Origin of the sequence: Streptomyces sp. Tu 2975 (assembly GCF_009832925.1) — a bacterium.
GTDB lineage: Bacteria > Actinomycetota > Actinomycetes > Streptomycetales > Streptomycetaceae > Streptomyces.
Map to the genome: position 1 here is coordinate 5,898,067 of NZ_CP047140.1, position 18,758 is coordinate 5,916,824.

The 18,758-nt window shown below is 70.4% G+C and carries 16 protein-coding genes and 1 pseudogene; 8 read left to right on the forward strand and 9 right to left on the reverse strand.

What is annotated here, in order from left to right:
- Positions 1-3 precede the first annotated feature (3 nt).
- Together GLX30_RS26170 and GLX30_RS26175 are read left to right on the forward strand one after the other, a co-directional pair.
- Positions 4-945, forward strand: coding sequence for an RluA family pseudouridine synthase (locus tag GLX30_RS26170; protein ID WP_159692909.1), 942 nt, complete (start codon positions 4-6; stop codon positions 943-945).
- Positions 942-1,415 (forward strand): GNAT family N-acetyltransferase, encoded by a 474-nt coding sequence (locus GLX30_RS26175; RefSeq protein WP_159692911.1) that lies wholly within the window; start codon positions 942-944, stop codon positions 1,413-1,415. The genes GLX30_RS26170 and GLX30_RS26175 overlap by 4 nt, the downstream gene beginning before the upstream one ends.
- Positions 1,416-1,475: 60 nt before the next feature.
- On the opposite strand, the gene GLX30_RS26180 is transcribed toward GLX30_RS26175, so the two are convergent.
- Positions 1,476-2,630: a mechanosensitive ion channel domain-containing protein gene (locus tag GLX30_RS26180; protein WP_159692913.1), complete on the reverse strand. Its 1,155-nt coding sequence runs from the start codon at positions 2,628-2,630 to the stop codon at positions 1,476-1,478.
- Positions 2,631-2,676: 46 nt separating this feature from the next.
- Between GLX30_RS26180 and GLX30_RS26185 the strand changes: the two genes are divergently transcribed.
- Positions 2,677-3,246 carry a dienelactone hydrolase family protein gene (locus GLX30_RS26185; protein ID WP_159692915.1) on the forward strand — a complete coding sequence of 190 codons (570 nt, stop codon included), beginning with the start codon at positions 2,677-2,679 and terminating at the stop codon, positions 3,244-3,246.
- 106 nt (positions 3,247-3,352) lie between these two features.
- Here the strand turns inward: GLX30_RS26185 and GLX30_RS26190 are convergent, their stop codons facing one another.
- From GLX30_RS26190 to GLX30_RS26210, 5 genes and pseudogenes are all read right to left on the reverse strand, one after another.
- Positions 3,353-4,351: a zinc metalloprotease gene (locus GLX30_RS26190; protein WP_244258288.1), complete on the reverse strand. Its 999-nt coding sequence runs from the start codon at positions 4,349-4,351 to the stop codon at positions 3,353-3,355.
- A 284-nt stretch (positions 4,352-4,635) separates the two neighbouring features.
- A pseudogene (locus GLX30_RS26195) lies at positions 4,636-6,281 on the reverse strand (alkaline phosphatase D family protein).
- 126 nt (positions 6,282-6,407) lie between these two features.
- The gene (locus GLX30_RS26200; RefSeq protein WP_159692917.1) at positions 6,408-7,223 is read right to left on the reverse strand and encodes a DsbA family protein; all 816 of its coding nucleotides are present in this window, start codon (positions 7,221-7,223) and stop codon (positions 6,408-6,410) included.
- Positions 7,224-7,278: 55 nt separating this feature from the next.
- Positions 7,279-7,968, reverse strand: coding sequence for a hypothetical protein (locus GLX30_RS26205; protein WP_159692919.1), 690 nt, complete (start codon positions 7,966-7,968; stop codon positions 7,279-7,281).
- 78 nt (positions 7,969-8,046) lie between these two features.
- Positions 8,047-9,372: a DUF2252 domain-containing protein gene (locus tag GLX30_RS26210; protein WP_159692921.1), complete on the reverse strand. Its 1,326-nt coding sequence runs from the start codon at positions 9,370-9,372 to the stop codon at positions 8,047-8,049.
- A gap of 179 nt (positions 9,373-9,551) precedes the next feature.
- Between GLX30_RS26210 and dnaE the strand changes: the two genes are divergently transcribed.
- Positions 9,552-13,091 (forward strand): DNA polymerase III subunit alpha, encoded by a 3,540-nt coding sequence (gene dnaE, locus GLX30_RS26215; protein WP_159692923.1) that lies wholly within the window; start codon positions 9,552-9,554, stop codon positions 13,089-13,091.
- A 78-nt stretch (positions 13,092-13,169) separates the two neighbouring features.
- Here dnaE and GLX30_RS34430 read toward each other — a convergent pair whose 3' ends face one another.
- The gene (locus GLX30_RS34430; RefSeq protein WP_167306870.1) at positions 13,170-13,343 is read right to left on the reverse strand and encodes a hypothetical protein; all 174 of its coding nucleotides are present in this window, start codon (positions 13,341-13,343) and stop codon (positions 13,170-13,172) included.
- Positions 13,344-13,579: 236 nt separating this feature from the next.
- On the opposite strand from GLX30_RS34430, the gene GLX30_RS26220 reads away from it, so the two are divergent.
- The 4 genes from GLX30_RS26220 to GLX30_RS26235 are packed head-to-tail and all read left to right on the forward strand — an operon-like array spanning position 13,580 to position 17,400.
- Positions 13,580-14,872 (forward strand): NYN domain-containing protein, encoded by a 1,293-nt coding sequence (locus GLX30_RS26220; RefSeq protein WP_159692925.1) that lies wholly within the window; start codon positions 13,580-13,582, stop codon positions 14,870-14,872.
- 20 nt (positions 14,873-14,892) lie between these two features.
- The gene (locus tag GLX30_RS26225; RefSeq protein ID WP_208545600.1) at positions 14,893-15,867 is read left to right on the forward strand and encodes an ABC transporter ATP-binding protein; all 975 of its coding nucleotides are present in this window, start codon (positions 14,893-14,895) and stop codon (positions 15,865-15,867) included.
- On the forward strand, positions 15,864-16,688 hold the full coding sequence (locus tag GLX30_RS26230) for an ABC transporter permease (protein ID WP_159692927.1): 825 nt from the start codon (positions 15,864-15,866) through the stop codon (positions 16,686-16,688). Before GLX30_RS26225 ends, GLX30_RS26230 begins: the two co-directional genes overlap by 4 nt.
- A gap of 34 nt (positions 16,689-16,722) precedes the next feature.
- On the forward strand, positions 16,723-17,400 hold the full coding sequence (locus GLX30_RS26235; protein ID WP_159692929.1) for an ABC transporter permease: 678 nt from the start codon (positions 16,723-16,725) through the stop codon (positions 17,398-17,400).
- A gap of 86 nt (positions 17,401-17,486) precedes the next feature.
- On the opposite strand, the gene ybaK is transcribed toward GLX30_RS26235, so the two are convergent.
- Together ybaK and GLX30_RS26245 are read right to left on the reverse strand one after the other, a co-directional pair.
- Positions 17,487-17,999 (reverse strand): Cys-tRNA(Pro) deacylase, encoded by a 513-nt coding sequence (gene ybaK / locus GLX30_RS26240; RefSeq protein ID WP_159692931.1) that lies wholly within the window; start codon positions 17,997-17,999, stop codon positions 17,487-17,489.
- Positions 18,000-18,015: 16 nt separating this feature from the next.
- Entirely contained in the window at positions 18,016-18,756 is a 741-nt protein-coding gene (locus GLX30_RS26245) for an LON peptidase substrate-binding domain-containing protein (protein ID WP_159692933.1), read from the reverse strand.
- Between the last annotated feature and the right edge of the window lie 2 nt (positions 18,757-18,758).

Genomic DNA, 18,758 nt, shown 5'->3' on the forward strand with positions numbered 1-18,758 from the left:
CGGGTGAGTACGATTCCCGAGATCCGCACCCTGCCCGTACCCGACGGCCTGGAGGGTGAGCGTGTGGACGCCGCCATCTCCCGGATGTTCGGGTTCTCCCGTACGAAGGCTGCTGAGCTGGCCGCTGCCGGGAAGGTGCAGGTCGACGGCTCGGTCGTCGGCAAGTCCGAGCGTGTGCACGGCGGCGCCTGGCTCGAGGTGGAGATGCCGCAGGCCCCCGCACCCGTGCAGATCGTCGCAGAGCCCGTCGAGGGCATGGAGATCGTGCACGACGACGACGACATCGTCGTGATCGTCAAGCCGGTCGGCGTGGCCGCGCATCCCAGCCCCGGCTGGACCGGCACCACTGTCATCGGCGGTCTCGCGGCGGCCGGTTACCGCATCTCCACGTCGGGCGCCTCCGAGCGCCAGGGCATCGTGCACCGTCTCGACGTCGGCACGTCCGGGCTGATGGTCGTCGCGAAGTCGGAGCGCGCGTACACGCTGCTGAAGCAGCAGTTCCGGGAGCGGGTCGTCGACAAGCGCTACCACGCGCTGGTGCAGGGCCACCCGGACCCCCTGAGCGGCACGATCGACGCCCCCATCGGCCGGCACCCCACCCTGGACTACAAGTGGGCGGTCACGGCGGAGGGCAAGCCCTCGGTGACGCACTACGACCTGATCGAGGCCTTCCGCGCGGCCTCGCTGCTGGACATCAAGCTGGAGACGGGCCGCACGCACCAGATCCGGGTGCACATGGCCGCGCACCGCCATCCCTGCGTGGGCGACCTGACGTACGGCGCCGACCCCACGATGGCGAAGCGGCTCGGTCTGACCCGGCAGTGGCTGCACGCCGTGCGACTCGGCTTCGAGCACCCGTCGGACGGGCAGTGGGTGGAGTACGAGAGCACCTACCCGGCCGACCTCCAGCAGGCGCTGGACCGGATCGAGGCGGAGAGCGCGTGACGGTGTACAGCGTGCGGGTGGCAGCGGGCCGGGCCGACCGCGAGGCGTGCTTCGCCGTCCGCAAGGAGGTCTTCGTCGCCGAGCAGCAGGTGCCGGAGGAGATCGAGTACGACGCGTTCGACGCCGAGGACGCGGACACCGTCCATGTCCTGGCCGTGGCCGAGGACGGCCGCGCGCTCGGTACCGGGCGGTTGCTGCACGGCGCCTCGGCGCTCAAGAAGACCGGCGGCGATCTCACGGTCGGTTCGCTCGGCAGGCTCGCGGTCAGCAAGGCGGCGCGCGGCCTCGGCGTGGGCGTGGCGCTCGTGCGCGCCATAGAGGAGGCGGCCCGGACGCGTGGACTCGCGGCCGTGGACCTGCACGCGCAGACCCATGCGCTCGGGTTCTACGAGCGGCTCGGGTACGCGGCCTACGGCTCCGAGTTCCTGGACGCCGGCATTGCGCACCTGGCGATGCGGCGGGCCCTCTAGGGCCTCCCCGGCTCCGGTCCGCCGGGCGGGCCCTGGCGGTGTTCCGATGCCCCGGCGCCGTCAGCCGCGGCCCGTGCGGGGGGCCTCGTCGCTCGTGGGCGTGTAGTCCCCCGCGTTGTTGCTGTGGATCTCTTCCTCTCGTGGGGGAGCGGCCTGCCGCGGCCACCGGCCGTCCGGCGGCAGGGAGGCCGCGGCCGTGGCGATCCGGGGCAGGGAGTACGGATGCTTCTCGTGCAGCCAGGCGATCATCTGCTCGCGCACCGTGCAGCGGGCCGTCCATATGTCGTCGGCGTCCTTCGCGGTCACGACCGCACGGATCTCGATCGTGCTGGGTGTGGTGTCCGTCACGGCCAGGCTCCAGTCCCTGCCGTCCCAGGCATTGCAGCCGGCGAGGATCTCCTTGAGCTTCTCGCGCATCAGGGCGACCGGTGCCGAGTGGTCCAGCTGGAAGTAGACCGTCCCCGTCATCTGGGCCCCGCCGCGCGACCAGTTCTCGAACGGCTTGCTCGTGAAGTACGACACCGGCATGGTGATGCGGCGCTCGTCCCAGGTCCGTACGGCGAGGAACGTGAGGGTGACCTCCTCCACGACGCCCCATTCGCCGTCCACCACCACCGTGTCGCCGATGCGGACCATGTCGCCGAAGGCGATCTGGAAGCCGGCGAAGAGATTGCCCAGGGTGGACTGGGCCGCGACACCGGCGACGATGCCGATGATGCCCGCGGACGCCAGCATCGAGGCGCCGAACTTCTCCATGCCGGGGAACGTCAGCAGCATCGCGGCCACGGCGACCACGGCGACGACGGCCGTGACGATCCGCATGATCAGCGTGATCTGGGTCCGCACCCTGCGGACCCGGGCCGGGTCGCGGGTGGAGGACGCGTAACGGGTGTACGAGGACTCCACGGCGGCGGACACGATGCGGGTCACCAGCCAGGCGCTGGCGCCGATCAGGACCAGCGAGAGCACATGGCCGACAGCCGTCTCATGGCGCTCGACGAGGGACCAGCGGGTCTCCCGGTAGGCACCCCTCAACAGGGCCCCGAGGACCACCACCTGGAGCGGCAGGCGGCAGCGGCGCAGCATGTCCCACAGGGGGGTCTCCGGGTGGCGGTCGTCGATCCGGCGCAGCACGCGGTCGACGGCCCAGCCGAGCGCGACGGTGAGCAGGACCGCTCCGCCGAGGACGGCGGCCGGGCGCAATATGTTCTCCATGTCTCCATGACTCCGTGCCGGTGAAGGCGGCTGGCAGGATGGCCGGATGAACGTCATCCTTTTCCATTCGACCTTCGGTCTGCGCCCCGCGGTGCACGCGGCCGCGGACCGGCTGCGTGCCGCAGGGCACGAGGTGCGCGTGCCCGACCTGTTCGACGGGCAAACCGCCGGGACCGTCGAGGAAGGCAGGGACCTCAGGGAGAAGATCGGCACGGACGAGCTGCTGCGGCGGGCGATCCACGCCGCCGCGCCCTACTCGGACCAGGGGCTGGTCTACGCCGGGTTCTCGCTCGGCGGGGCGCTCGCGCAGAATCTGGCGCTCGGGGACGAGAAGGCGCGCGGGCTGCTGCTTCTCCATGGCACGTCCGACATCGCGGAGGGCGCGAGCGTGGACGGCCTGCCGGTGCAGCTGCACGTCGCCGACCCGGATCCGTTCGAGCCGCACGACTGGCTGAACACCTGGTACCTGCGGATGCAGCGGGCGGGTGCGGACGTGGAGGTGCACCGCTGTCCGGGGGCCGGGCATCTGTTCACCGACCCCGATCTGCCCGACTACGACGAGGCGTCGGCCGAGCAGACCTGGCGGACGGCCCTGGGGTTCCTGGAGACGCTCTGAGAAGCGGAGGCCGAGCACGGCGGTCCACCCCGGTGTGTGACGTCGCGCACGGCGGTCCGCCCGGTGCGCACAGGGCGCGCCGGGCGGACCGGCCGGGGCGGTTCGATCAGGCGCGGTACGCCGTCCAGTGGTCCTTCATCCGCTGCACCTGGCCCGAGGTGAACTGGTACATGCAGGCGTCGTACGTGTAGTCCATGAAGTTGTGGATCGGGTCCACACCGGTCTTGCCGGCGCAGCTGTCACGGCCCGTCGGGCAGGCGTACGCCGGGCTCTTCTCGGCCGGGGTGTCGGTGACGTAGTCACCGTTGCCGTTACAGCCGCCCTGGAAGGTGTGGTACAGCCCCATCCAGTGGCCGACCTCGTGTGTGGCGGTGTCGCCCTCGTCGTAGTTGGCGGCCGAGCCGCCGGGCAACGAGGCGTCGAGCACGACCACGCCGTCCATGGAGGCGTTGGAGTTGTACGAGGACGGGAAGGTCGCCCAGCCGAGCAGGCCGCCGCCGAGCTTGGCGGTGTAGAAGTTCAGCGCGCCGGCGCCGCCCTGGCGGAGGGTGGACTTCATCTGCTTCTCGGCGGTGGAGCCGGAAGTGAGGTTGTACCAGGCGGCGTTGTTCGTGTAGTCGGTGCCGGCCAGGGTGAACTGGAAGCCCGAGTCGACGTTGCCGGTGCCCTGGCCGGCGTAGGCCGCGTTCAGGACCGCGAGCTGGCTGCTGATCTGCGCGGCGGTGAGCTTGCCCGTCTCGCCGTCGTGAATGACGTGGAAGTAGACCGGGATCGTCGTCGCGGCGGCGGCAGAGAAGTCACGGCCGCTGGTGCGGGCGGAGTCGAGTCTCTTCTTGAGGTCCGCGTCCATGGCCTTCGCCTTGGCCTCGGAGATCTCGTTGGGCTCGTGGGTGTGGCCGGCACCGGGACGGGTCTCCCTGGCGGCGGCGCCGGCGTGCGCGTCCTCGGCGCACTCCTCGGCCGTGGCGGCGGCCGATACGGCCGCCTTCGGCGCGGCGACGCTGCCCGGGGCGGAGAGCGGAGCGATGGCCAGGGTTCCGGCCATGATCGCCGTACCGACTGCGCGGTGGCGCAGTCGGGGGGATATACGGGCAAGAGCGCGCATTACGTCTCCTCGCGGGGGGTTGTGAAGGGGCCTTTCCTGGCCACCGCGGGGAGATTACGGGTGCATGTCAGATCTTGATGAGGATCCTTCAAGCCCAATCAATCCAGGGGTGATTACGGACATCGAGGAGAAACGTTTCGGCCGTGTCCGGGGTTTGAGATGTGCACGTAACGAATGCAGTGACGACGGCGGGTGGTGTGTCCGCATTGATGGTGCGGAACACGCCACCCGCCGTGATGATGTGATCTTCCGTTAACGTGGCGTCGTGTGGCTGGAAATCGCCCCTAGCGCACCGGCTGGTTCACCCGCTCGACCTTCTGCGTTCCGCTGAGCGTCCGGTAGGAGCGGGACCACGACGACGATGCGTCCTGCTTCGTCCGGTCGGAGATCGTGTAGTAGTCCATCTGCGAGCGTTCGGCGGTCACGTCGAGCACGCCGTAGCCGTGGGCGTCCATGTCGACCCACTTCACGTGGCGGTTGGCGGCGCGCACCGCCGCGGACGCGACCAGCGAGACGGTCCCCGGCGCGACATGGAGGATGTCGTCCAGGTTGTCCGAGCTCACCGACGTCACGACGAACTCGGTCGCCGCGGACGCCGAGAGCGGATACGTCGCCGCCCTGACCGGGACGTCGTTCGCCCACGCCATGTGGATGTCGCCGGTGAGGAAGACGGTGTTCTCGATGCCGTGCCGCGTCAGGTGGGCCACCAGCTCCTTGCGGTCGTCCGTGTAGCCGTCCCACTGGTCCACGTTGACGGCCAGCCCCCCTTGGGCAGACCCATCAACTCGGCTATCGGCTCCAGCAGATGCGCGGGAAGCGAACCGAAGGCGACCGGCGAGATCATCACCGAGGTGCCGACCAGCTGCCACGACGCGTCGGAGGCAGTGAGTCCTGACTTCAGCCAGTCGAGCTGCGCCCGGCCGGTGAGCGTGCGGTCCGGGTCGTCCACATCGCCGTTGCCGATGCCCGACTGCTGCGAGCGGAACGAACGCAGGTCCAGCAGATGCAGATCCGCGAGCTTGCCGAAGCGCAGCCGCCGGTAGACGGTGCCCTCGGTGGACGTCCGTACCGGCATCCACTCGAAGTACGCCTGCTTGGCCGCCGCGACGCGGGCCGCCCACTCGCCCTCGGCGCCGGGCGTATGGTTCTCCGCGCCGCCCGACCAGGCGTCGTTGGCGAACTCGTGGTCGTCCCATATCGCTATCAGCGGGTGCGCGGCGTGCAGCGCCTGGAGGTCGGCGTCCGTCTTGTAGGTGGCGTGCCGCAGCCGGTAGTCGGCGAGCGTCACGATCTCGTGCAGCGGCGCGTGCTTCCGTACGCCGTACTCCTCGGCCGGGTAGCCGCCGGCGGCGTACTCGTAGATGTAGTCGCCGAGATGCAGGACCGCGTCGAGGTCGCCGCGGGCCGCCAGATGCCGGTACGCGGAGAACCAGCCGGCCTCCCAGTTGGCGCACGACACCACGCCGAAACGCACGCCCGGCGTGGCCGCGTCGGTGGCGGGGGCGGTACGGGTGCGGCCCGCGGGGGAGGCGGCGCCGCCTGCGGTGAAGCGGTACCAGTAGGAGGTTCCCGGACGCAGGCCGCGCACATCCACCTTGACGGTGTGGTCGAAGGCCGCCTTCGAGACGGTGGTGCCGCGGCCCACGACCCGGGTGAAGCCCCGGTCCTCGGCGACCTCCCAGGCCACCTCGGTGTCGGGGCCCTTGCCGGAACCGGGCAGGGCGTCCGCGCTCGGAGTGACGCGGGTCCACAGCAGCACGCCGTCGGGCAGCGGGTCGCCGGAGGCGATGCCGTGTAGGAATGCGGGGGCCTGGTCCGCCGCGCCGGCGGGGGAGGCGGTGGCCGCGAGAACGGGTGCGGCGACAGCAGTGGCGGCAGCGGCCTTGACGACCGTGCGGCGACTGGGAGTTGAGGAAAATCGACTGGTCACGGCCGATCAGACTACTGATCAGTACGTCGAATGGGCGGGCGAACGGAAAAAGTTCGCCCGCCCATCCGGAGCGGTAGACCAGCGTGTCGCCCTCCGGACCACCGACGGCTTCCGGGAGGGCGGGTATCAGCCCGCCAGCGCCCTGTCGATCGCGGTGCTGAACTCCTGCACCGTCATGGGCGCGTTGTCGCTGCCCTCCGCGGTCACGTTCTTGCCGTCCATCCTCAGGGTCGGGGTGCCCTTGACCCCGCTCTTGTCGAACGTCTCCGACATCTTTATGGCCCAGGCGTCGAACGTCCCGTCCTCGACGTTCTTCTTGAACTCCGCGTTGCTCTTGAGCGCGGGCACCGAGTCGGCGACCTCGAGGAGGTAGGAGTCCTTGGCGAACTTGTCGTCGTTCTCCTCGGGGTGGAACTCGGCCGAGTACAGCGCCGACTTGTAGGCGAGGAAGGCGTCGGGGCTCACGTTCAGCGCGGCGCCGAGCGCGCTCAGCGCGTTCTTGGAGCCCTCGCCGTTGGTGGCGTCGTCGATGAAGGTGGCGCCGATGTACTTGATCTTGTACTTGCCGGCAGCGACGTCCTTGTCGACCGTCCCGCCGACCGCCTGCTCGAAGGTCGCGCAGACCGGGCAGCGTGAGTCCTCGTACAGCTCCAGCGTCTTCTTCGCGCTGTCCTTGCCGACGACGACGGTCGTCCCGTTCTTGCCGGAGGTGTTCTTCGGCGCGGTGACGTTCGACTCCTTGGCCACCGACTCCCAGTGGCCGGGCTTGTTCGCCTGCATGATGCCGAAGCCGATACCGCCGGCGACGGCGAGCACCGCTATGCCCGAGCCTATGACGACGAGCTGCCGGCGGACCTTGTCCTTCTTGGCCTGCCGCTCGCGCTCCTCGCGCAGCCGCTCGCGGGCCGCCGCCTTGTTGGCCTGGCTGTTGCGCTTGCTCATGATGATTCACTCCGTGTGGGGTCGTGCGGGGACGTAAGAAAAGGGGATCTCCGGTTCAGGCGCAGAGCGCGACCGCCACGGGTGGTCCCCTCCGTCCCACGGAGTGCACCAGCAGACGGGTGCGGGAAGGGCGATGCAGGTACCGTCCAGGACGTGATGCCGGCCGCGCCGGGCCGGGCGCGTGCACCGCGGCCACCGCCAGCAGCAGCGGCCGGAAGGCGACGGCGCCGACCGCCCGCACCATAGCCGCCAGCGCGGCCTCGCCCCGCCGCAGCCAGGCCGCGGCCACCAGGCCGACACAGACGTGGGCGGCCAGCAGCAGCCATGGCTGCGCCGGGTCGGGGCTGCTCAGCAGGGCCGCTAGCCCCTGCTCGTCCCCGGGCAGCGCGGTGCCCGGCAGCGCCGAGCCGACCTCGCCGCCGCACAGCACGTCGAACCCGACGGCGCGCAGCGAACCGGCGATCGGTCCCCCCGCAGGGCCGTAGCAGACATGCTGACCGGTGGTGAAGACCGTGTCCGCGGCCAGCTCCAGCGGTATCAGCAGCCCGGCTATACGCCAGAACCCGCGCTCCCTGCCCGACAGCGCGAAGGCGGCGGCGAACACGGCTGCGGCGAGGGCGGCGACGGTGGAGAGCGGAAGCGGGGCGCGGGACAGCAGCACATGCGAGGCGGCGGACAGCGTCACGACCAGTGCCGTGAAGATCGCTGCCCGCAGCCCTCTGAGCCGCATCCCGGACATGTTCATCGCCGCCGAGTGTGCCACGGGTTCATTAAGGGCCTCTTAAAAGAGGAGCCCGTGAAGATCTCCGGCGAGCGCCCGCGCCTACAGGCCGGGGATCTGCCCGTTGCGGAACAGGTCGACGAAGATCTGGTGGTCGGCCCGCGCCCTCGCGCCGTAGCGGTGAGCGAAGTCGACGAGCAGGTCACCGAAGCCGTCCTCGTTCGCGGCGATCGCCGCGTCGATGGCCCGCTCGGTGGAGAACGGCACCAGGGAGTGGCCGCTCTCGTCGTCGGCGGCGGCGTGCATGGTCGCCGTCGCCCGGCCGAGGTCGGCCACGACGGCGGCGATCTCCTCCAGGTCGTCGATGTCGGACCAGTCGAGATCCACCGCGTACGGCGAGACCTCCGCCACCAGCTGGCCGGAGCCGTCCAGCTCCGTCCATCCCAGCCACGGGTCGGCGTGGTCCTGGAGGGCGCGCTGCGAGATGACCGTGCGGTGCCCCTCGTGCTGGAAGTACTCGCGGACCTCCCGGTCGGTGATGTGCCGGGACACCGCCGGGGTCTGGGCCTGCTTCATGTAGATCACGACGTCGTTCTCCAGGGCGTCGCTGTTGCCCTCCAGCAGGATGTTGTACGAGGGCAGACCTGCCGAGCCGATTCCGATGCCGCGCCGGCCCACGACGTCCTTGACGCGGTAGGAGTCGGGGCGGGTCAGGCTGGACTCCGGCAGTGTCTCCAGATAGCCGTCGAAGGCGGCCAGGACCTTGTACCGGGTGGCCGCGTCCAGCTCGATGGAGCCGCCGCCGGACGCGAACCGGCGCTCGAAGTCACGGATCTCGGTCATCGAGTCCAGCAGCGAGAACCGGGTCAGCGAACGCGCCATTCGCAGCGCGCTCAGCAGCGGCCCGTCCGCCGTGTCCAGCGTGAAGGGCGGCACGTCGTCGTCCTTCGCGCCGGTCGCCAGGGCGTGGATGCGCTCCCGGTAGGCGGCCGCGCAGATCCGCACCAGTTCCGTGATCCGCTCGTCGCTCAGCGCCTTGGTGTAGCCGATCAGGGCCAGCGAGGCGGCCAGCCGCTTCAGGTCCCAGGTGAAGGGGCCGACGTACGCCTCGTCGAAGTCGTTGACGTTGAAGATCAGCCGGCCGTTGGCGTCCATGTACGTGCCGAAGTTCTCCGCGTGGAGATCGCCGTGGATCCACACCCGGCTCGTCCGCTCGTCCAGGTAGGGACCGGTGTGCTGTTCCCGCTCCATGTCGTTGTAGAACAGACAGGCCGTGCCCCGGTAGAACGCGAACGCCGAGGCCGCCATCTTGCGGAACTTGACCCGGAAGGCGGCCGGGTCGGCGGCCAGGAGCTCGCCGAAGGCGGTGTCGAAGACGGCGAGGATCTCCTCGCCGCGCTGTTCGGCGGTGGGCTGCGGGACCGGCATCTCTGAGCGCCTCCTGGTACATGACAAATGGGACAGCATTTCCGCCCCGTCCAACGCATGAAGGTACGCAGGAGTGCCCTCGGAGTGTCAGTGCGGCGACGTAGACTTCCACGCTGTCCCCCAAAGCGGGGGTCCGGGGGTCGCACCCCCAGGAGATTGCAGCCCGGAGGCCCGCCGCCGTGACCAAGCCGCCCTTCACGCACCTTCACGTCCACACCCAGTACTCGCTGCTGGACGGTGCTGCGCGGCTCAAGGACATGTTCGAGGCGTGCAACGAGATGGGCATGACCCATATCGCCATGTCCGACCACGGCAACCTCCACGGGGCGTACGACTTCTTCCATTCCGCCAAGAAGGCGGGCGTCACGCCGATCATCGGCATCGAGGCGTACGTCGCCCCCGAGTCCCGGCGGAACAAGCGCAAGATCCAGTGGGGCCAGCCGCACCAGAAGCGCGACGACGTCTCCGGCTCCGGTGGTTACACCCACAAGACGATCTGGGCGGCGAACGCCACCGGCCTGCACAACCTGTTCCGGCTCTCCTCCGACGCGTACGCGGAGGGCTGGCTGCAGAAGTGGCCGCGTATGGACAAGGAGACCATCGCCCAGTGGTCGGAGGGCCTGATCGCCTCCACCGGCTGCCCCTCCGGAGAGCTGCAGACGCGGCTGCGCCTCGGCCAGTTCGACGAGGCCCTGAAGTCCGCCTCCGAGTACCAGGACATCTTCGGCAAGGACCGGTACTTCCTGGAGCTGATGGACCACGGCATCGAGATCGAGCGCCGCGTCCGCGACGGACTGCTGGAGATCGGCAAGAAGCTCGGCATCCCGCCCCTGGTCACCAACGACTCCCACTACACCTACGCGCACGAGGCCGCCGCCCACGACGCGCTGCTGTGCATCCAGACCGGCAAGAACCTCTCCGACCCGGACCGCTTCCGGTTCGACGGCACCGGCTACTACCTGAAGTCGACCGACGAGATGTACGCGATCGACTCCTCCGACGCCTGGCAGGAGGGCTGCCGCAACACCCTGCTGGTCGCCCAGCAGGTCGACACGGAGGGCATGTTCGAGGCCAAGAACCTCATGCCCAAGTTCGACATCCCCGAGGGCCACACCGAGGTGACGTGGTTCAAGGAGGAGGTCATGCGCGGCATGGAGCGCCGCTTCCCCGGCGGCATCCCGGAGGACCGCCAGAAGCAGGTCGAGTACGAGATGGACGTCATCATCCAGATGGGGTTCCCGGGGTACTTCCTCGTCGTCGCCGACTTCATCATGTGGGCCAAGAACCAGGGCATCGCGGTGGGCCCCGGCCGTGGTTCCGCGGCGGGCTCGATCGTCGCGTACGCCATGGGCATCACCGACCTCGACCCGATCCCGCACGGTCTGATCTTCGAGCGGTTCCTCAACCCCGAGCGCGTCTCCATGCCCGACGTCGACATCGACTTCGACGAGCGCAGGCGCGTCGAGGTGATCAGGTACGTCACGGAGAAGTACGGCGCCGACAAGGTCGCCATGATCGGCACGTACGGCAAGATCAAGGCGAAGAACGCCATCAAGGACTCCGCCCGCGTGCTGGGCTATCCGTACGCGATGGGCGACCGGCTCACCAAGGCCATGCCCGCCGACGTCCTCGGCAAGGGCATCGACCTCAACGGCATCACGGACCCCTCGCACCCGCGGTACAGCGAGGCCGGCGAGATCCGCGCGATGTACGAGAACGAGCCGGACGTGAAGAAGGTCATCGACACCGCCAAGGGCGTCGAGGGACTGGTCCGGCAGATGGGCGTGCACGCCGCCGGCGTGATCATGTCGAGCGAGACCATCACCGAGCATGTCCCCGTGTGGGTCAGGCACACCGACGGCGTGACCATCACCCAGTGGGACTACCCGCAGTGCGAGTCGCTCGGCCTGCTGAAGATGGACTTCCTCGGCCTGCGCAACCTCACGATCATGGACGACGCCATCAAGATGGTGAAGTCCAACAAGGGCATCGACCTGGAGATGCTCTCCCTGCCGCTCGACGACCCGCAGACCTTCGAGCTGCTCCAGCGCGGTGACACCCTCGGCGTCTTCCAGTTCGACGGCGGGCCCATGCGTTCCCTGCTGCGGCTGATGAAGCCCGACAACTTCGAAGACATCTCCGCCGTGTCCGCGCTCTACCGCCCGGGCCCGATGGGCATGAACTCGCACACCAACTACGCCCTGCGCAAGAACAAGCAGCAGGAGATCACGCCGATCCACCCGGAGCTGGAGGAGCCCCTCCGGGAGGTCCTGGACGTCACGTACGGCCTGATCGTCTACCAGGAGCAGGTGCAGAAGGCCGCCCAGATCATCGCCGGGTACTCGCTCGGTGAGGCCGACATCCTCCGCCGCGTGATGGGCAAGAAGAAGCCCGACGAGCTGGCGAAGAACTTCGTCCTCTTCCAGAAGGGCGCCCGCGAGAAGGGCTACAGCGACGAGGCCATCCAGGCCCTGTGGGACGTGCTGGTCCCCTTCGCCGGATACGCCTTCAACAAGGCGCACTCCGCCGCCTACGGCCTGGTCTCCTACTGGACGGCGTACCTCAAGGCCAACCACCCCGCCGAATACATGGCGGCGCTGCTCACCTCGGTCAAGGACGACAAGGACAAGTCGGCCGTCTATCTGAACGAGTGCCGACGCATGGGCATCAAGGTCCTGCCGCCCAACGTCAACGAGTCCATGTCCAACTTCGCCGCACAGGGCGACGACGTGATCCTCTTCGGCCTCACCGCCGTGCGCAACGTCGGCCAGAACGTCGTCGAGTCGATCATCAAGACCCGCAAGGCGAAGGGGAAGTACAGCTCCTTCCCGGACTTCCTCGACAAGGTCGAGGCCGTCGTCTGCAACAAGCGCACCGTCGAGTCCCTGATCAAGGCCGGCGCGTTCGACGAGATGGGCCACACCCGCAAGGGCCTCGTCGCCCACCACGAGCCGATGATCGACAACGTGGTCGCGGTCAAGCGCAAGGAGGCCGAGGGGCAGTTCGACCTCTTCGGCGGTATGGGCGAGGAAGCGAGCGACGAGCCGGGCTTCGGGCTCGACGTCGAGTTCTCCGACGTCGAATGGGACAAGTCGTACCTGCTCGCGCAGGAGCGCGAGATGCTCGGCCTCTACGTCTCCGACCACCCGCTCTTCGGCATCGAGCACGTCCTTTCCGACAAGACGGACGCGGCCATCTCCCAGCTCACCGGCGGGGAGCACGCGGACGGCGCGGTCGTCACCATCGGCGGCATCATCTCCGGCCTCCAGCGCAAGATGACCAAGCAGGGCAACGCCTGGGCCATCGCCACCGTGGAGGACCTGGCCGGCTCCATCGAGTGCATGTTCTTCCCGGCGACGTACCAGCTCGTCTCCACCCAGCTCGTCGAGGACACCGTCGTGTTCGTCAAGGGCCGCCTCGACAAGCGCGAGGACATCCCGCGTCTGGTCGCGATGGAGCTGATGGTCCCCGACCTGTCCTCGGCCGGCACCAACGCGCCGGTGGTGGTGACGATTCCGACGGTCAAGGTCACGCCGCCCATGGTCAGCCGCCTCGGCGAGATCCTCAGCCACCACAAGGGCAACACCGAGGTGCGGATCAAGCTCCAGGGCCCGCGCAAGACCACGGTCCTGCGGCTCGACCGGCACCGTGTCCAGCCCGACCCCGCCCTCTTCGGCGACCTCAAGGTGCTGCTCGGCCCGTCCTGTCTGGCCGGCTGACCGGTCCCGCACGCAGAAGGGGCGCTCCCGTCGTCACGGGAGCGCCCCTTCTGGCTTGTGCGATCAGCTCCTGATCAGTCAGTTGTGACCGAAGCGCTTCTGCCGGCCCTTGTGAGCCACGTCGGAAGGTGTGACCGCCTGCGCCCGCTGCTCGGCCTGGGCCTCCATCGAGGAGCTGCGCGCCTGCTGGGTGCCGCGCTCCGCGGGAGAAGCCTTGCTCTGAGTGCGTTCCTGCTTCTTGTTCTTGGCCATGGGATGCCTCCTGTGGGGGTTTTAGGGGCCAGGGCCGCGACCAGACTCACATACCCGTAAAACAGCCGCATTTTGGATCATTGCGGACCGTAGTCGGCCCCGGTGGGCAGGTGTGCGGCGCGATCCGCCACGCCGATGATCGAGTTCCGGACGTCAACCCTCCCGTGGTCGGGCAGACTCGACAGAAACCCGCAACAATCCCGGATCTCGAAGCACCGTTGAGCTCCCGAAAGAGGGTGGAACGCGTGGACCGCTGCGTCGTCCTGGTGGACGCCGGCTATCTGCTGGGCGCCGCTGCCAGCCTTCTCGCCGGAGAGCCCGCCCGATCGCGGATCACCGTCGACCACGCGTCCCTCATCCAGGGCCTGCGCGAACTCGCGGAAGCCGACACCCGGCAACCCCTGCTGCGGATCTACTGGTTCGACGGCGCCCCCGACCGGGTCCCGCAGCCCGAGCACCGACGGTTGCGGGTGATGCCCCGGGTGACCGTCCGGCTCGGTGCCCTGACCCGCAGCGACGGACGCTGGGCGCAGAAGGGCGTCGACGCGGCGATGCACGCGGAGCTCACCGAACTGGCCAGGAACCGCGCCTGCTCCGACGTGGTCCTGGTGACCGGCGACGGCGACCTGCTGCCCGGGCTGATGTCCGCGAAGGAACACGGGGTCGCCGTCCACCTCTGGGCCGTGCAGGCCGCCGACGGCGACTACAACCAGTCGGAGGACCTCGTCGCGGAGGCCGACGAGCGCCGGGTCCTCGACCGTGCCTGGATCATCCGGGCCGTACGGGCCAAGGAACTCACCGGCATCTGCGCGCCGCCGCCGGTTCCCCGGCCCGAGATCGCCGCCATCCTCTCCGCGCCGCTGCCCGAGTCCGCGCTCGCCGCCGCCGCGGAGCGGGCGGAGGACGCCGTACGCAACGGCACCAGGCCCGCGCCGGCCGAGGACGACGGGCAACCCGCACCCGCCCCGGCCGGCCCCAAGGGCGGCGTGCCCACCCCCAAGGACCTCGCCGGGCTGCGCGCCCCCGGCCAGCCCTCCTCCCACCCGGCATCCCACCCGCCGAACGCCACCCTGCGCTGGTCCTCCGACAAGGGCTGGATCGAACGGCCCGGCGGCGGAACACTGGGCGAACCCCCGGAGACCGCCTCACTGCCCACCCTGGCCCAGCTCACCAGCGCCGAACAGCGCTGGGCCGACCGCGAGGAGGACATCACCACCGTCGGCGGCGATCCCTTCGAGGTCGGCCAGGTCTTCGCGCGGCGCTGGATGGAGCGGCTGCCGGAGAACGGCCACGTACAGAAGCTGTCCACGCTCTACCCCCGCATCCCGCACCGCATCGACGGCGAACTGCTGCGCTACGCCGCACGTTTCGGACTTCTCGCGCACAAGGACGACCAGATCGACGAGCACGACCGCTACGCGATCCGGGCCGGCTTCTGGCGGGAGATCGATGTACGGACGGCCGCAGATCACGGCCCGGCGGGTGAGCAGCCGGGGCCCGAGGGCATCCGGGGCGGACGGACCCCGTAGTCTCGTACCTCGTGAGTACGGTGTGCGTGGTGCGGGATCTGGTCAAGACGTACCCCGCCGCGCGCGGCAGACGGGGCACGCCCGGGACACCCGAGGTGCGTGCCAGCGACGGCATCAGCCTCGAGGTGCGGCGCGGCGAGATCTTCGGGCTGCTCGGACCCAACGGCGCGGGCAAGTCCACCCTGGTGCGACAGCTCACCGGCCTGATGCGCCCCGACGCCGGCTCGGTCCACGTCCTCGGCCACGACCTCGTACGGCACCCCGAGCGCGCCGCCCGGCTCATCGGCTACCTCGGCCAGGAGTCCACCGCGCTCGACGAACTGACCGTCGCGCTCGCCGCCGAGACCACCGGGCGGCTGCGCGGACTGGCCGCACGCCGAGCGCGCGCGGAGCGGGACGCCGTCCTCGAAGAACTGGGCCTCACCGGCCTCGCCGGCCGCCCCCTCAAGAAGCTCTCCGGCGGGCAGCGCAGACTCGCCTGCTTCGCGGCCACCCTGGTCGGTGAGCGGCCGGTCCTGGTGCTGGACGAACCCACCACCGGGATGGACCCCGTCGCACGGCGCGCCGTATGGGCCGCGGTCGACCGGCGCCGCGCCGAACACGGCGCGACGGTGCTCCTGGTCACCCACAACGTCATCGAGGCGGAGACCGTGCTCGACCGGGTCGCCGTCCTCGACCGTGGCCGGGTCATCGCCTGCGACAGCCCCTCCGGGCTGAAGGAGCACGTCGCCGGCGAGGTACGGGTCGAGCTGGTATGGCGCGAGCGCGCCCCGCTCGACGTGCCCGAGGTCGCCGCGCTGCGCGGCTCCGCGCAGGAATCGGGGCGGCGCTGGGTCCTCCGGCTCGGCCCGGAAGAGGCACGGGCGGCGGTCGCCGCGGTGACCGGCGGCGCGGCCTTCGCGGCGCTCGACGACTTCACCCTGGCCACCCCGAGCCTGGAGGACGTGTACTTGGCACTCGGGGGGAACGCGACGAAGGGGCTGGTCAAGGCGTGAGCATCGTGTCCGCCAAATCCGACGCGGCGGTGTCCGCGCGCCGGACGCCGGCGGAGGAGACGACCGCCGCGCCGCTCGCGCCGAGAGCGCGGCTGCTGCCGGCGCTGGCGGCCGTGTACCGGGCGCAGCTGTCCCGGGCGCGCGTCGCCCGCATCCCGCTGCTGTTCGTGGCGACGTTCCAGTCCGTCGGGATCATGGTTCTGATGCGGGGCGTCGTCGACGGGGGCGCGGAGGCGCGCGCCGTCGTCGCGGGCGCGAGCGTGCTCGTCGTCGCCTTCGTGGCGCTCAACCTGCTCGCCCAGTACTTCGGCCAGCTACGTGCCGGAGGCGGCCTCGACCACTACGCCACCCTGCCGGTGCCCCCCGCGGCCGTGGTGCTCGGCGCGGCGGGCGCGTACGCCTCGTTCACCGTGCCGGGAACGGTGGTGACGGCCGTCGCGGGAAGTGTGCTGTTCGACCTGCCGCTGACGCATCTGTGGGTGCTCGCCGCCGTCATCCCGCTGTCCGGCGCGGCACTCGCCGGGCTGGGCGCGGCCCTCGGCCTGCTGGCGCCCCGCCAGGAAATGGCCACGCTGCTCGGGCAGCTGGGCATGTCGGCGGCGCTGCTGCTCGGCGTGCTGCCGGCCGACCGGCTGCCGGAACCGGTCTCCTACGCGCGTGATCTGCTGCCGTCCACGTACGGGGTCGAGGCCATGGCCCGGACCTTCGACGCCCACCCGGACTGGCCCGCCGTCGCCCTCGACCTCGCCGTCTGCGCGGCCGTCGGCGTCGTCTCACTGGCGGTCGCGACGTGGGCCTACCGGCGGGCAGCGGTCCGGTGAGGCGTCACCCGGGCGGGCCTGGCACGATGGCGGTGTGACCGCACCTCTGACGCCGCCCCACCAGCCGCACGAGCCTTCCCGGGACGACAACGCCTGGCAGGCGCCGCCCACCGGGCCGGGGTCGTCCTCGATGTACGCGTACGACACGGCGAAGGACGAGGCCGAGTCGGCCGCGGAACTGCGGAAGGACCTGCGGGACTCCGCGCTGATCCTCGTGGCCGTCACGCTCCTGGGCGTCGCCCTGGGCTTCCTCTGGCTGTGGCTGGCGCCGCGGGTACCGCTGGTCTCCAACGACGAGGCGGTCTTCCTCAAGGACACCGAAGGCGAGGAGGCGATCGGCGCGGACGGCACGTTCCTGCTGTTGGGCGTCGCTCTCGGGGTGCTGACCGCGGTGGCCGTCTTCCTCTTCCGACGGCGCGGCGGCATCGCGCTGGTGGTCGCCCTGGCGGTCGGCGCCGTGCTCGGCTCCCTGCTGGGCTGGGGCATCGGCATGTGGTTCGGCCCGACGCGGGACGTGGTGGAGCAAGCGCGCCAGGTCGGTGAGGGGGTCACCTTCGACGCGTACCTGGACCTTCGGGCGAAGGGGGCGCTGCTGGCGTGGCCGGTGGCGGCGATGGTGGTACATCTGGGGCTCACGGCGCTGTTCGGGCCGCGGGATCCGGAGCCGGAGTGGCCGACGGGGCCGACGGGGGCGCCGGCGCCCCGGCAGTGACGTTTCCCTCCGGGCGGCGGCGCGGTGCGGGTCCGGGCGGAGCCAGGTTCGGGAAGGGGCGGGTAGGGGAACGGCGCCCCGCAGGGCTACGCGCGGGCGATCGGCGCCAGGGTTGCCGAGGTCAGGGATGCCAGGTCCGTGGGGGACAGTTCGACCTCCAGGCCGCGGCGCCCCGCCGACACGCAGATCGTCCCGTGCGCCGACGCCGACGCGTCCAGCACCGTCGGCAGCCGTTTGCGCTGCCCGAGGGGCGAGATGCCGCCGCGGACGTAGCCGGTGGTGCGTTCCGCCGCCGCCGGGTCCGCCATCGTCGCCCGCTTGCCGCCGACGGCCGATGCCAGCGCCTTCAGGTCGAGCCGGCCCGCGACCGGGACGACCGCCACCGTCAGCGCGCCGTCCACGTCCGCGACGAGTGTCTTGAAGACCCGATCGGGGGAAACGCCCAGCGCTTCCGCGGCCTCCTCGCCGTACGAGGGCGACGACGGGTCGTGGTCGTAGGTGTGCACGGTGAACGGGATGCCCGCCGCCGTGAGGGCGACCGTCGCCGGCGTACCGCCCGACTGCTGCTTCTTCGTCTTCTTCGTCGCGTTCTTCGCCACGCCAGGTGTCCTCGCGTCAGTTGGGGCTGGTGGGCCGCCACGTCAGATCGACGGCCGGCAGCGACGGCAGGTGCCGCAGCATCGCCGTCTCCGCGCGCAGCAGCGTCAGTTCCTCGCGCAGTCGTGTCGCCGTGTCCGGCGCCTGGAGCAGCCGCTGCTTCGCGGGGGTGTCCAGCACCGCCGCCGCGGCGACGAGGTAGGAGACGACCGACGGCTCGTCCGGCAGTTCCGCTCCGGTCGACAGCGAGCGCTCACGCGCGCCGGCCAGCCGCTTCTGGTAGCTGCGGAACGCTCGCAGCACGCCTTCCGCGAGGGTGGCGGCGCCGTCGCCCGGCTCCTCCGGGATCTCTTCGAGCTCCGCGGTGAGGAAGGGCCCGCTCGCGTCGACCGACAGCAGTTTGACGCGGGTCGTGCCGGTGGCGAGCACTTCGAAGCTGCCGTCCCCGCGTTCGCGGACGGTCGCCGCGTCGGCGATGCAGCCCACGCGGTGGAAGGCCTGGATCGGGTCCGGTCCGAAGCCGGCGGCGGGGCCGCGTTCCACGACCGTGGTCGGGTCGGGCATCCCCGGGGCGGCGGGCGCGACCTCGCGGCCGTCGCGGATGGCGACCACGGCGAAGCGTCGGGGCTCCTCCTCGTCCGCCTTCAGCAGCTCGCGCATCATGGCGCGATAACGCTCCTCGAAAATGTTCAGTGGCAGCACAAGGCCCGGGAACAGAACCGAGTTCAGCGGGAAGAGCGGCAGGCGAGCGGTGGTCACAG